The organism is Haliscomenobacter sp., from assembly GCF_965225875.1.
Taxonomy (GTDB): Bacteria; Bacteroidota; Bacteroidia; order Chitinophagales; family Saprospiraceae; genus Haliscomenobacter.
In genome coordinates this window covers 71,161-85,744 of the sequence record NZ_CBDDBS010000002.1, presented here as the reverse complement: position 1 = coordinate 85,744, position 14,584 = coordinate 71,161, and the positions used below count along the sequence as shown (strand labels likewise).

10 protein-coding genes are annotated in these 14,584 nt (G+C 46.5%); 3 read left to right on the top strand and 7 right to left on the bottom strand.

What is annotated here, in order from left to right; all coding sequences use genetic code 11:
* The first annotated feature begins 17 nt into the window (after positions 1 to 17).
* Positions 18 to 902, top strand: a complete 885-nt coding sequence (locus tag ACO08K_RS03430; RefSeq protein ID WP_421794996.1) for an AraC family transcriptional regulator — start codon at positions 18 to 20, stop codon at positions 900 to 902.
* Between the two features lie 67 nt (positions 903 to 969).
* On the opposite strand, the gene ACO08K_RS03425 is transcribed toward ACO08K_RS03430, so the two are convergent.
* The gene (locus ACO08K_RS03425; RefSeq protein ID WP_421794995.1) at positions 970 to 3,570 is read right to left on the bottom strand and encodes a glycoside hydrolase; all 2,601 of its coding nucleotides are present in this window, start codon (positions 3,568 to 3,570) and stop codon (positions 970 to 972) included.
* 49 nt (positions 3,571 to 3,619) lie between these two features.
* Between ACO08K_RS03425 and ACO08K_RS03420 the strand changes: the two genes are divergently transcribed.
* Positions 3,620 to 4,147 (top strand): AraC family transcriptional regulator, encoded by a 528-nt coding sequence (locus tag ACO08K_RS03420; RefSeq protein ID WP_421794994.1) that lies wholly within the window; start codon positions 3,620 to 3,622, stop codon positions 4,145 to 4,147.
* 30 nt (positions 4,148 to 4,177) lie between these two features.
* On the opposite strand, the gene ACO08K_RS03415 is transcribed toward ACO08K_RS03420, so the two are convergent.
* The 5 genes from ACO08K_RS03415 to ACO08K_RS03395 form a co-directional block, all read right to left on the bottom strand.
* Positions 4,178 to 5,449, bottom strand: coding sequence for a polysaccharide pyruvyl transferase family protein (locus ACO08K_RS03415; protein ID WP_421794993.1), 1,272 nt, complete (start codon positions 5,447 to 5,449; stop codon positions 4,178 to 4,180).
* 79 nt (positions 5,450 to 5,528) lie between these two features.
* Positions 5,529 to 7,214, bottom strand: a complete 1,686-nt coding sequence (locus tag ACO08K_RS03410; protein WP_421794992.1) for a RagB/SusD family nutrient uptake outer membrane protein — start codon at positions 7,212 to 7,214, stop codon at positions 5,529 to 5,531.
* Between the two features lie 32 nt (positions 7,215 to 7,246).
* A complete protein-coding gene (locus ACO08K_RS03405) occupies positions 7,247 to 10,633 on the bottom strand; it encodes a SusC/RagA family TonB-linked outer membrane protein (RefSeq protein WP_421794991.1) in 3,387 nt (1,128 codons plus the stop codon).
* A 32-nt stretch (positions 10,634 to 10,665) separates the two neighbouring features.
* Complete coding sequence (locus ACO08K_RS03400; protein WP_421794990.1) at positions 10,666 to 11,670, bottom strand: FecR family protein; 1,005 nt, start codon at positions 11,668 to 11,670, stop codon at positions 10,666 to 10,668.
* Positions 11,671 to 11,720: 50 nt separating this feature from the next.
* Complete coding sequence (locus ACO08K_RS03395) at positions 11,721 to 12,419, bottom strand: RNA polymerase sigma-70 factor (RefSeq protein WP_421794989.1); 699 nt, start codon at positions 12,417 to 12,419, stop codon at positions 11,721 to 11,723.
* Positions 12,420 to 12,559: 140 nt separating this feature from the next.
* Between ACO08K_RS03395 and ACO08K_RS03390 the strand changes: the two genes are divergently transcribed.
* A complete protein-coding gene (locus tag ACO08K_RS03390) occupies positions 12,560 to 13,024 on the top strand; it encodes a YybH family protein (protein ID WP_421794988.1) in 465 nt (154 codons plus the stop codon).
* Positions 13,025 to 13,112: 88 nt separating this feature from the next.
* Here the strand turns inward: ACO08K_RS03390 and ACO08K_RS03385 are convergent, their stop codons facing one another.
* Positions 13,113 to 14,495 carry a sulfatase gene (locus tag ACO08K_RS03385; protein WP_421794987.1) on the bottom strand — a complete coding sequence of 461 codons (1,383 nt, stop codon included), beginning with the start codon at positions 14,493 to 14,495 and terminating at the stop codon, positions 13,113 to 13,115.
* Between the last annotated feature and the right edge of the window lie 89 nt (positions 14,496 to 14,584).

Genomic DNA, 14,584 nt, shown 5'->3' with positions numbered 1-14,584 from the left:
CTTTTAACGATACTATTTTGACCAAAATAAAATTAAATAAAAACGCCCTTTTCCAGAAACTTCCCCTGGTTGCCGGGAGTTCGTTCATCGTGAATCGTTACGAGTCGCCGTACTTCGAAACGCCCTGGCATTTTCATGAGGAGTACGAACTAGTGTATTGTGAGCGCGGCTTTGGCATGAAGTTCATCGGCAACAGTTTTTCGACCTATCAGGAAGGCGAGATTGCCTTGATTGGCAAAAATGTTCCCCACCTGTTTAAAGCCGATGATACCTTTTATCAAGTTGAATCCAATGTCAAACCCAGTTCCATTGTGATCCAGTTTTTGGAAGGCTTTTTGGGTAAGCAATTTTTTAATACCCCCGAGATGATAGAGATGAAACAGGTGCTGGCTCTGTCGATGAATGGCATCATGGTATTGGGAGAAACGCGCAGGAAGATCAAAGCCCTGATGTACGAGATGTTGGAGGCTGGGAAAATTGGACGATTGAAAGGTTTGATTGAAATTTTTGGTCTCCTGTCTACCTCCAGCGAATTGCAACCCCTCTCCATCAATACCATCAGGGGCATCAATATTAAAGACAGCCTAAAAATGCACAAGGTATTGGAATATGCGCTGCTGCATTACAAAAACGACATCACTATCCAGGCGGCAGCCAGATTGGCCAATTTGTCCGAATCAGCCTTTTGCCGGTATTTCAAATCACGCACCCAAAAATCCTTCCTCAGCTTTGTCATCGAAATGCGCTTGAATGAGAGCAGTCGTTTGTTGAAAGAAACCGACCTCTCGATCCTCGACATTTGTTATGAGTCGGGCTTTAAAAACCTGTCGAATTTTAATCGGTTGTTCCGTAAGCAGTTTCAGGAAAGCCCGGTGGAGTATCGGAAAAAAAGAGAGGGGTGATTTTGTAGTTGGAGACGAGTAAATGAAATCCATCAATACTGTCCCATCACTTAACTCCAATCCCCCTCTATTTCAGCATCAAGCGATAAGTCTTCAACTGTTGACCCGTTAAATCGAGCTTTAAGATACCCTTAACCGGGCTCAACGCCACTTCATTTGTTTCAACATGAGAGGTATGCCAGGCTTGCCGAATGGGTTTGCTCAGTTGCAGCTTCGGGCTCACGGCTGTAGCATTGAAGTTCCAAAAGCGGGTGATCAAGCCACCCTGGATGCCTTCTTCAGCGGGTTTGACACTCCACAGCAACACATTTGGGTCATCAACCGAGATCAGCGAAAAGTTGTGCGCGCTACTGCCAGTTTTACCTCCATCTACCCATGCTGTGACCAAGGGGTTTTGATGGGCTAAGGCGAATTTCATGGCGGTGCCGGGGTCAAAAGCCGATTGGTGTGCACTCAAGGCAAATTGGTATAAAAAAGCCGATTGGCCATTTTGATTAAAAATGCCCATCATCCCCTTGTCTTCCCTTTTTCTATCCACTTGTCCTCCAGCTAGGGCATGCAGTTCAGCGGAGTTTTCCCAGAGGGAATCAACACTACTTTCCCCCAATTTGAAAAAACTACAATCCAGATTGGAGAGGGTAATGCCGTAATCGCTTTCACTTAAGTCGGCAAAATGATTGAAGGTTTGCCAATCATAGCGGGCGTTTTGAGCGGCATAATGTCCACCCCGGGTTTCTTTTTTTACGGTCAAAACCGCACCCAGTTCTTCGTGGCGAGTGACCTGATTTTTCAGATCAAAAGCAAAAGACCAAGTTTTTACGTCCTTAAAATTAGCCTGGATGCTGTCTTCCACTTCGATGCGCGGGCTATTGGCGTACAAAGTCACCCGAACGGTATGCAAAATGGGGTCCGTCGAAACCGCCTTGAGAGTGACGGACACGGGCCCAGCGTTTTCAATCACCACTGGATTACCGGAATTGAGTTGGCTTGCGCCCAAATCGTTGAGGGATTTCCCTGGCATGACCAAAGCTTTGTCGCCGGCACGGCGGTCGTAGCATTCGGTGATGGCCCCGGAAGGACTCAGGCGAAGTTTGTAATAGTCATTGCTGAGGTACTCCCCTGCAAGCGTTGCCGCCAGGGGGCGCGAACTAGCTAGGCCCTTACGGATTTCAAAAACTTTATAACCCAAGGAAGGAATGTCCTTTGCTTCAATTCGCAGGAAGGATTGTCCACCCTTGACAATCATCTGATGGCTTACTTCACGCTGGTTGCTGAGGTCGATCACTTTAATGGCTTCACTCGCGTCGTAGGGCAAATCCGCCACATCATCGCGGGCCCAGCTGAGGGGATTGAACACGTAAAACCGAGGATTGGCCGATTTTTTGATTTGTTTCCCCAAAGATGCGCTCGAAAGAGCAAAAAGTGAATCAACATAATTGGCGAGTTGCTTTTGTAGTTTGATCTGCCATTCGGCGCGGATGGGGCGGGTTACTGGGCCATCGGCGGTCCAGTTGTGCTCCCAATAAAAGCCCAAAGCCTCCCAGGCTTGTTGCCGAGCATGGTTGAGCGAGGCAGCAAAATTGGGGTTGTTTAACGCCACAATCGAGGCCATGGCTTCGGCGCTGCGGAGTTTTTCCAGGGATCGCCGTACTTGAGCGGTGGTTTCATTCATCGAAGCACAATACAAGTCCCACTCGTTGCCGTAGCTGAGTGATTCAGTGGGGAGATTGGGATAAGTTCGGGCTACGTCTTGGAAAAAATCTTCTTCGTTGGACACCCGCACTTTGCGGTTCGCATTGGTTCCGTTTTGAGCCGCCTGAATAAAAGGGTTGGAAATGAAAGTAGCCAAATCGTCGTGCCCCCAGCCAAAGGCTCCACCGACATTGAATCGATGGGTGGATTGGGGCGAAAGGGTATCACAAAAGGCATCCAGTTCATCCACGATTTGCCCAATCTCTTTCACTGCGTCCTTTGATTTGATGATCAGTCGGCATTCCGCATAACCACCCAGCGGAGTATGCGCATTGGGCTTGCCATTGTAATTGTACCATTTCATCAACACACTTGAACCATCCAATCCCGCGTAGCGGTACAACTGATTGCGGCGATTGGAGCGGTATTCATAGGTCATTTGACTGCCGTAACCCCCGATGCCTTTCCAACTGTATTTGGCACCTGAACCCGCCCACAAGGAACTCAGACCCAGGGGGATGGTATTGTTCTCCATGGCCGTTGCGAGGGTAAAGCGCAGCTTGTGCTCGCGTTCCAGTTGCCCGGCATAATACATCCCGCGCAGCACGGCCTCGGTGGGCTGTGCACCATAAGTACTCACCAGGGAATTCAAAGGGCTGCTGAGGTGCCCCGAGCGGATGGCTGCAATCAAACGATTGAACTGTGCCGGCGAGCGGTATTTTTGATAAGCCCTTAGCCAGTAGCTGCCATCACAATTGTAACGCGCCTGAAAATCAGGAGGATTATTTTTGGTCGAATCGATCTGATGCAGGTAAAAATCGAGCATTTGTACAAAAGCAGAATCGTAGGCTGCTTCATTCGCGGTCCACATGTAGTCGGTATGGTCATCGTTGGCGATGTACAGGCGTTTGACTGGCTGCGCATGTAGGGCCAAAGTGACTGAAAAAATCAGGAATAAGAATACATTGTGCTTCATGATACCTCCGTGATTTTCCCTCCCACAGCAAAGGTTTCTTCAATCCCTGATGGGTCAGCCTACTGAGGTTTTCCGAACGGTACAGGTGGGATTTTCGGAGGAAAGGAACGAGCTGTTCAAACAAATCGCCAATGCTTTTGGCAAGGGATTTAGCATCGGAAACCTATACTTTGCCAATCAATTGTTTCCGCATTACCTCAGCACCTTTATTACCTTGGAGCATTTTCAGCAAAAAAATACCAAGAACCAGACCATTAGCTCAACTGATCGGGCCATAAAGTTGATGCAAGACAACTTGTTACAATCCCTAAGTTTGGAGCAAATTGCCCAATCGGTGCACCTTTCAACTTCCTTTTTTTCGAGAAAATTCAAAGAAGATACTGGTTATGCCCCGATTGAATATTTCAACCAATTGCGCATCCAAAAAGCCTGTCAATTGTTGCATTTTAGCGAGTTGCGCATCAATGAAATTGCCCTGCAAATTGGCATCAGTGACCCCTTTTATTTTTCGCGGTTGTTTAAGCAGCAGATGGGGGTGTCGCCCGCGAAATACCGCAAAATGGAAGGGCAAAAATGATTTATGCTATATTGGTCTTTCCAATTAAATTCAAACCAGCAGCTTCTTCACGCGCTCAGTGCCCGTTTTATAAATAGCGGCTACTTTGTCCATGGAGGTTTTGAGTTGAGCATTGGCTTTTTTGTAGTTTGTCCAAACTTCCCTCAGGCGGTCGGCAATTTGTTTACCCGTAGCATTGTTGATTTCAAATACCCAATCATTGAAACCCAAATCGTAGTACATCTGCCCTTTGATGGTATCTTCGGGTTGGCGTAAATAAAAACAAGGCGTACCGTTGGCAGCAGCTATGATGGGTGAATGGCACTCAAAACTCAGCACGGCATGTGCTTTGGCGTAAATAGAAGCGGCCTCGTCGGGTAACCAGTAGCCCCGTTTTACAACAAAGGGTTTTACGTCGTCGGGCAGGGGATTGATGAGTAGTTCGTCCATGATTTCTACCTGATAGGTCATTTCAGGGCAAACCAGTACCTTATTGCCCGTTTCCCGGACCCAGGCTATCATTGCTTCCCGCAGTTTAGCGTGGTCGATTTCCTTGTATTTTTCGTTGGTTTCTTCTACCAGTTTTATTCGCTCAGCGTTCCAACCGTTGTTGTTGGGATTGAATTTATGATAAGGCGTGTACCGCAACCTGGGCACGGCGCAAATGAATTTTTTATCTTTCAACCCATTGGCTTTCAAAAAAGAATTTCCTTTTTCATCATTTCTGATGTGCATGAAAAACGTAGCATCGGGAGCAAATTGCACATGGTCGCCAGCGATGCCCACCTTTTTCAAATGTTCGATGGATTTGGTTTCCCTGGTATAGATGAAGGCCGCTTTTTGCAAAATGCTTTGGTGGTATTGGCTTGGGTTTTCGAGGGTGGTACCATAAATGCCGAAAGGTTTGGTGGTATGTTTCATCCAGCTCGCCAGGTTATCCCCGCCAACCAGGGATGGCCCCGATCCGTGAATCATCACATCCGCTTTTTTGAAAACTTCCATGATTTCGGGGTTATCCACGTCTTTATCTTTGTTTACACCGCCATAAATGATTTTAACTTTCGGAAAGTTTTTATTCAGCAATTTCTTCACCTCTTCACCATTGCTTCGTTTCCACAAAATAATGGTGGCTTTGGGAATAAAGGTCTCCAGAACGTGTAGCAAGCCAGGCGTATGCCCGATGTCGCCGATATTCACATCTTGCCAACCCGACACCAAAAGTAGGGTAGGGTTATCCTTTTTTGCTACTTGTGTGATAAACGGATTCAGCAGAGACCCTATTGACAATAAGGTAGTTTGTTTGATGAACTCACTTCTTTTCATACGATTGGTATTTTGAGAATGGACTGGAAATGATGATGGTCCAAAACTGTATTTGAACCATCATCTCGTTGACCTGCTTTTAGGCACCAGGATAACCCGGGTTTTGCGCCAATTTTACATCCCGGTTGGCATCAATGGCTTTTTGCGGAATCGGCCAAAGCTCATGGTGGGGCTTCATCGTGGCTTTGGCGTCCCAGTTGTGGATAATGGCTCTTTTGTACAACAGGCCCAATCGAACGAGGGTTCTGCGTCTCGCTTCTTCCACAATGAGTTCCCTGGCTCTTTCGTCCAAAATATAATCAATGTCCACGGCAGCTGCGTCAACCGGCTTGGCATTGGCCCGGGCACGCACCACATTGACATCTGCTGCTGCCAGGGCTGGCTGACCTTTGTGAACGTAGGCCTCTGCCCGCAGCAAATAAGTTTCGGCCAAACGCATTCTGATTTGGTCGTTGTTGGTTCGTCCATTGATCGCTCCCTGTTGCATGGTGCCTTCGATTTTACGAATCATCGGATACCACCAACGCAGGGTATCCACAGCAATATTAGTGGGCGTACCGTTGGGATTGGCCACAAAGGCTTTGCCATTCACCAGTACATAGCGGGCCTTTTGCCCTTTAAACGCCGAGCTTGGGTCATTGTAGTACCAATCCCTACGAATATTGTGCCTTGAATTCCGAATGTCATTGTTGAAATTGTCCTTCCAAATATCGTAGAAAAAGTAATTGGTAGGGCGGTTGCCACCCTGACTGCGACCAATGGAATCAGTAACTAAAATCCTTTTGTTATCCGGAGAGCGAATGTTTTCAAACTGTGGGCCCCACCAGCGTAAATCATGGTTTTGGCTTTCGGCACCGCCTACGGTCAAAAACTCATACTGCACCGCCCAAATGGTCTCCAGGTTCCCCGAAGCTCTATTTTGCTGACCCGTCCAAAATAAATCTGAAAACACATCTCCGGCTCTGGCCGTATTCCCAAATCGTTTGGTCATCAGGCTATACGATCCCGCACTACCGTTGATTACTTTGGTAGCAGCTTCGATGGATTTATCGTAAAAAGAGGCGTCTTTTGTTTCCAAACCCAAGCTGATGTAGACTTCAGAAAGCAAATGCAAGGCCGCCGCCTTATAAATTCTTCCATCTTTGTTAGGGCCCGTTTGTACATTGGGTAGCCAGGTTGAGGCAAACTCCAAGTCGGCCTGGATAAATTTCAAAACTTCCAACCTTGATGCGCGGGTAAAATCGAATCTGGGTTGGGTCAACTCCTTGTCTACAATGGGTACTCCGCCAAACAGATTGACCAGCACATTGTAGGTAAAGGCTCTAAAAAACCTGGCTTCCGCCACCACTTCATTTTTCTCCTTTTCAGTCCATTTCACGGCGGGATTTTCAGCGCGGGAAATAATCAGGTTCGCATTTTTGAGCATAATGGTATACGCCCAATCCCAGTAATACACCACAATCTGGTCTTCGGGCAATAAGAGCGAATAATCTTTCATAAATCTGCCGTCGGCTACACCGCTCGTACACAAATCCGTCCCTGTTCCCATTTGGTCGGGGCGGTCAAGGGTTCTTTCGTCGCGGGCAGCTTTATGCAGTGCCACGATGACCGTTTCAAAACCTGCTTTTGACGTCAGCAGGTTTTCTGGGCTGAATCTGTCCAGAGGTATTTCGTCCAAAAAACTGTCTTTACAACTGCCGCACAAGAGCAACAATAGGCACAACAGGCTTTGACTTACTTTTATAGGATGTAATGAAATTTTCATTGGTTTACGATTTTAAAAGTTTTACCATAAGACTACAAACCGATGTTTAAACCCATTATCCAAGAGGACAACAGTGGGCCGTTGGCAGGTGTCCGCCCACCCGAGCCATGTTCAGGGTCCCAGCCGTCCCATTTGGTCCAGGTTTTGAGGTTTTTGCCGCTCACATACACTTTCACACTGCCGATTTTGGCTTTGGAAAGTACATTTTTGGGCAAATCATAACTCAGGCTGATGTCCTGAAGACGCACGAACGAACGGCTTTGGTAAAAACGATAGCCAAGGGGATTGGGATAGCCGATGCTTGGTCGGTCGCTCAAAGGATTTTCAGGAGTCCAGTAGGGCAAATCCATCAAATTGGTTCGGTCGAAGAAATTGGTACCATGATTTAAGAGGCTGTTGGGGCTATACCCACCAATAACCGCATTGAAAAAGATGGACAATGACAGCCCTCCGTAAGAAAAACGGTTGGTAAGCCCCGCCAAAAAATCGGGTTGGTTAGAATGTAAAACCTGTCTGTCCAACGGAGTGAGTTTCCCATCGCCGTCCACATCCTTAAATTTTACGTAGCCTGGTTTGGAGGTGGGGTCCAATTTATTGTCTTCACCCACTTGCCAGATGCCGTCCCAAACGTAATCAAAGTTGGTGCCGAGGGGTTTTCCAATAAATCTACTGCTGGCAATGTCGTCATCTTCAACCCCATCCTTGTTCAAATCCACGCCCGACAACTTGGTGATCTTGTTGCGGTTGAATGAATACACAAGGTTGCTTGTCCATTTAAACTTAGCTTTTGAAAAGTTTTGGGTGTTCAAAGAAATTTCCAAGCCTTGGTTGTTGGTGCCACCGATGTTGGTAAAATAGGTTTCATAGCCGGTCATATTGGGAATCCGCAATTGTAGGAGCAAATCGGAGGTGTTTTTGGAGTAGTATTCAATGCTACCCGATATTTTTTCATTCAGGATGCTAAAATCCAGGCCTAAATTGGAAGCTACGGTTGTTTCCCAACCCAAGTTATTATTGGACATAGAGGTTGGAGTAATCCCGATGGAGGTAACACCAGCATCGCCAAAAACGTATTGATTGCCCGTTTGGGTGAGGTTCGTTTGGGATGAATAAGGCGAGATGCCCCGGTTCCCATTTTTGCCATAAGTGTACCTTAGTTTTAGGTAACCAATCAAAGGCACATCCTTCATGAACTTTTCTTCCGAGATCAGCCAGCCTATACCCATCGAAGGGAAAACGCCATACTTACGCCCCGATCCAAAAGCCGAGTAGCCGTCCCGTCGGACCGTAGCGTTGAATACATATCGGTTTTTGAATTTGTAGCCAATACGCCCCATGTAGGAGTTTGCGGTTGATTTTAAAGCCGAGGAAGATACGGTTGGATTCTCGCCAATGCCCAGACCGTTGTAAGAAAGGGCGTCGTTAAAAATATTGTTGCTCGAAAGAGAGGAGCCACTTTCGTTGGTCATTTCAAAACTTTGCAACAAGGTTAAATCGACATTGTGGTATTGACCGAGTGCTTTTTGGTATTTCACAATGTGTTCAAGCGTCAAATAATGATGCTTGCGGTGGCTTTTGCTGCCACTTGCCAATCGAGACAAACCATCTCTGGGTTCGTTTATGGAAGGTGTAAAATTGGCATCATCGTTGAACCGGAAATTGTTTCCCAAGTTCAGCCGATACGATAAACCCGAAATCGGCAGGGCCAGGTCGGCGTAAAGGTTATTGAAAAAAGTATTGGTCAACTGTAAATTATCATTCGAGAGCGAAGCCCGAATGGGGTTAGGAGCAATTCCATCGCCCATGGGCAGGTTTCTGATGGCGCCATCTTCATAGAAAAATGAAGAAAAGGGACTCAAATAACTGGCAAACTCCAAATTAGCCGGAACCCCAGAGTAATCTTTTTTGGTATACCCTGAATTGGTACCAATGTTTAGCCAGTCGGTCGCAGCCACTTCAAGATTGAGCCTTGCCGAAAGACGGCTGAAATTATCACCGATAATTCGGCCCTTCATGTCGGTATAAGATCCTGAAATGTAGTAGTTTACTTTTTCGTAACGCCCCGATACGCTCAATTCATGGTTGGACATGGGGGCAGATTGGGCAATGGCTTGCCAGGGGTCAATGGAAATACCCGCGTTTACATTCGCTTCTTCGATTGCTTGTAGGGTAATGGGCCTCCCTAAAAAGGCAGAAGCATCTTTTTTCATTGCCAGATACCGTTCGGGGCCCATCAGTTGTGGGGTATGCGAATAGTCCGACATACCGTAGTAGGTATTGTAATTGAATTTTGGTTTAGCACTTGCTCCCTTTTTGGTGGTAATCAAGATGACTCCGTTGGTGGCTCTTGAACCGTAGATGCTTGCTGAACTCGCATCTTTGAGGATATCCATAGATTCAATATCATTGGAATTAATGTCTGATAGTCCGCCGGTATAAATAATGCCATCCAACACAATCAAAGGTGCATTGCTGGCAGAAATGGATGAATTCCCACGAATCGAGATCGTTCCGTCGGCACCCGGGCGGCCACCGTCGATGACTCTAACCCCCGCTACCGATCCTCGCAGATTTTGCACTGCATTTACATTGGGGCTACTTTCATTTAGTTTGGGGTCTATTCTTACCACGGATCCGGTCAGGTCTTTTTTCTTTTGAGTACCATAACCTACCACCACCACTTCACTCAATGCTTTAGCGTCTGGTACTAAAGTCACCACCAAGGGTAGCCCTTCTTTGGCGGTAAGCTCCTGCGTAATGTACCCTACGAAAGAAAAAACCAGCTGAACCTGTGCCTCAGACAGTTCTATTCTGAAACTCCCATCCACATCTGTGGTAGTACCCAATTGAGTGTTTTTTACCAAAATGGTCACCCCGGGTAAACCTTGCCCGGTTTCATCCATTACTTTTCCAATTATGGTTTGAAGGGGCGGTTTTGAGCCAGGGGTTTGTTGGAACGGGTCTTGAGCAGTGTTGGCACTGGGTTGAAGTTCCAAAGCCGCCCGGTTCAATTGAGTCAATTCATTCAATGACCTGATTTGCTCTATACTTCCGGTTGTTTTGGGTTTTTTATTTTCTTTGACCACGTACGAAGTGCGGTTGAATTTTTTGTACTTCAACCCTAAAGGCAGCAGAAGTTTGTCCAGATTTTGTTCCAAACTTAGGGCCAGGTCAATCGATTTTTGCCGAACTACGATCCCTTCCACCGTTTTTAGTTCAAAAAGGATGTCCACGCGGTATTTTTGTTTGAGTTCCGTCAAGGCGTCACTCAACTGAATGCTGCGGATTTGGGAACTATTGCTATAAGTTGTCTGTCGGTTTTGAGAACTGGCCTGCATTTGAGCGTTTCCAGGAAACCCGAACAGCAATAAGATAGCCATTAGCCCCAAGGCCGGGGCTTTTTGGAATGATTGTATCATGACCTGATGCTTGTAGTAGTGAGTGAAATAAGTTATGGTTCGATCAGCTGGATTTGTTTACCTTCTCGACGGATCTGGATGTCCATCAGTTCAGAAATAGCTTGCAAAAATTCGTCTACATTTTCGGCATGGAAGGAGCCCATTAGTTTGCGTTGTAACAAGGACGAGTCAACGGAAACCTGTAAACCATAGGTTTCTTGCAGGATCAATGCCAGCTCGCTCAAAGGCGTCGCTTGGAAATTGAAGCGTTTCTCCGCCCAATCTGAGGATTCGGAAGGCTCGGCATTGTGCCGGTGCGACATTTGATTTTTTTCATCAAAAGCCACCACATCTCCAGGTTTCAGGATAAGCGTTTGTTGGGTTGATGCCTTTTGATAGTTGATTTTGACTTTTCCTTTGTTCAAAATGACCTTGGCACCGCGGGCGCGCGCAAAGACTGAAAATTCGGTACCCAGAACCACAACCTCAAGGTTTCTGGGAGTCTGGACGATGAATTTTTGATGGTGCTTCAAGTGGGTTACCGCAAAAAATCCCTCCCCTTGCAAATGCACTTTACGATTGTGTTGACCAAAACCCCAACGTGGAACTTTTAGCGTGGAATTTGCATTCAGGGTTACCTTACTTCCATCAGGCAGCACCCATGATTTTACCTCTCCATATTGGGTATGGTAGGTTTGGTAAATCAACCCGGCACGAAAAATCCATAAGCTGGCACCCACCATAATAAGGATTGCAGCAGCTAAGTACCAATAGGCGGTAAATCGCCGAAAGGAAACCTGAGGCTCGCTTACCTCAACCTGTTCCTGAGCAAGGGTTTCAACTGGATGGCTATGCAGGAAATCGAGATACCGTTGAATGAGTTGCTCGCTTTGGGGCAGGTATTCAAGGTTATTGTTTTCCCACTCCTCCAACCATTGATAGTACAGTTCTTCGTTGGCTTCCAGGTGCAACCAGGCGTCAATTTGCCGCCGTTGCAAGGGAGTGCTTCGGTTGGCGAAATGTTCAAATATTAGTTCTTTTGTGATCTCAGCTTCCATGCTTGATGTTTTACTGTTTTGAGAGACTACGTTTTAATAAAAACACCTTATTAGCTCAACCAATTTTTTAAATACAAAATCGATAGGCCAAAGAGCACGATGAGGTAGTCTTTCAAACCTTTCCGAATCAAACTCAGGGCTTTTACCAAATGCACTTCTACGGTCTTGATGGAGAGCCCCATTTCATCGGCAATTTCTTGATAGCGTTTGCCTTCAAATCGGCTTTTGAGAAATACTTTGCGGCATTGTGGGGGCATGGCTTCTACCAATGCTTTGAGCCGCTGACTGGTTTCTTCATATTGGGTAATGTAATCTGGCCGTAACTCCTGCGAGCTTTCTAAACCTACAATGTTTTCAAGGTCAATGGATGGCTTAAACTCGGAACGCAAGTGGGTGTAAGCTGTATTCCGTACACTTCTGAACAGATAAAACCGAAAGGAAGAAGTAACGGAGGCATAAGCTTGAGTTCTCCAGAATTTACAAAAAACCTCACTGACGATGTCTTCGGCCAATTCTTTGGAATACACAAAGCGAATGGCATGGCTGCACAAAGCAAGGTGATAACGCCGAAACAACAATTCGCATCCCCGCTCGGGACTCACTTTAAAAGCCTGTCGGATGAGTGCCTCATCGTTGGTATCGGTCCCTTTCACACTGTATTCCGCCGATACATCTTCCTCTTCCGAAAGCAATCGCAACTTTGCCTCGGAGGTCTTTTGATCAGCATCTTTTGGTAATCTTGCTTGCATTTGACCTGTGAATTTTGGACTGATGTGAGGTTTGGGTTTACCCAACCAAAATTTAATCTTTCAAGACCACAGTTTAGACAAATCCCCTTAGTCGAAAATTGATTTTTATTTTAATAATATATGGATTCAAGTACCAAGACATGAAAACAAGTACGACGTTTGTGCTCTTGCTCAGTCTGAGCAGTTGGGCCTGTTCCTCTATTGAACCTAATGAGGATGCGGAAACCATTTTTAAACAAACCAAGGCGGCCAATGATTCCTCATTACAAGGACACATTGAAAAAGATGCCGAAAAGATTATTGCAGTGTACACCGATGATGCAATCGTTTTGCCCCCGGGAGGTGTAAAACCCATTGTAGGGATCGACAGCATCAGAAAGTACTACCAACAAAATTTGGCCGGGTCGGGCCGTAGCGTCAGCATCAAAACAGAGAACATCCGCTTTGATGTGAGCAGTGAAACAGATGCGACAGAACTGGGTAGATATGTCATCGACTATCAAGCTTCCGATACCTCGGCGGTCACCCCAATTAAAGGTGAAATGCTGATTGTGTGGAAAAAAGTAGATGGTCAATGGAAGATTTATCTGGACATGTGGCACTAGATAATCAACTTACTTCAAATCTATTGATTATCTGAGGTAGTAGCGGCAAAAAATAGCGCATGGATCGGTGGATTTATTTGCTATAAAATCATTTTTTGATGGGCATATTGGCCTTGACCTCGTGCCGCCAGTGCTGCAATTTCCGATGCAACTCTTTCACCTTGGCGGGATATTGGGCAGCCAGGTCATTTTCTTCGCCCAGGTCTTTGCTCAGGTCGTACAGCTCCAGGCACTGATCCTCGTAGTGTTCCACCAATTTCCAGGGGCCTTCGCGCAGTGCCGCTGCTGGTCTACTCAGTTGATTGCTGAAATGCGGATAGTGCCAGTACAAAGCCCCTCGGTTGATGGTCTTTTGTGGAGCTTCCAATAAGGAGAGCACGCTTTGTCCATCCAAACCCGCAGGCACTTTTTCGCCAATCAGCTCCATAAAGGTGGGCACATAATCCACATTGCTGAAGTACTGATCACAAGTTTGTCTAGGCATAATTTTACCTTTCCAAAAAAACAGCGTGGGTACCCGAATGCCTCCTTCGTACACATGGCCTTTCCATTTGCGCAAGGGGGCAGAGTTGGTGGGGATGGGACCCAGTTCTGGGATGCCCACACCGCCATTGTCAGAAGTAAATACGATGAGGGTGTTTTCGAGCATCTGCTGTTTTTGCAATTGTGCCAAAATGCGCCCCACTCCCTCATCCATACTTTCGATCATGGCTCCGTAATCGGGATTGTAGTAGCCCTTGAATTGTTCATATTTACGCAGGTATTTGCTCAACTTATCTGCCCTGGGTACCAGGTAAACATGGGGTGCAGAATAACAGAGGTACAGAAAAAAAGGCTGTTGAGCAGTTTGTTTCTCCAGAAAGGAAAGGGCATAATCGCTCAATTTATCGGTCAAATAATGGCTGCCTTTGTCCACAAAAGTTTTTTGGTAACCATCCTCGTAGATGTTGTAGTTATAGTAGTCCAGGCCATTGCGACCAATCATACGGCTAAAATCAAAACCCTGTCCCCAGGGCGCAATGGAGTCGCCTCCTCCGAGGTGCCATTTACCGATCATGCCAGTTTGGTAGCCCTGGGCTTTGAGCCTTTCCGCGAGGGTGATTTCACGGGCAGAAAGGTACTTTGTCCAAGGCGCCGGGAGTAGATTGGACATTGAATCGCGGCGCTCACCTACCAGAAAATTGGTCAAGTGCAAGCGAGCAGGATGTTTGCCGGTAAGAATGGCCGCCCGTGAAGGGGAACAAACCGTACTGGCTGCATAAGCTTGGGTGAAGCGCAGGCCACCTCTCGCCAGCGAATCTATATGTGGAGTTTCATTGAATGGGTTGCCATAACAGCCCAAATCGGTATAGCCCAGGTCATCGGCTAGAATAAAAATGATATTGGGTTTGGGTGCCACGGTTGCAGATGGAGCGTCCTTCAGCAACCCCAGACCTAGCGCGAGAAAGATAATGGTCCAGATTTTTAGCATAAACTACAATTTTAAGGTAAATTGACGGAGTGACTCAAAGCCACTCCGTTAATAGGTTGAAAATCAATTTTTTATTTTAATCCATTATT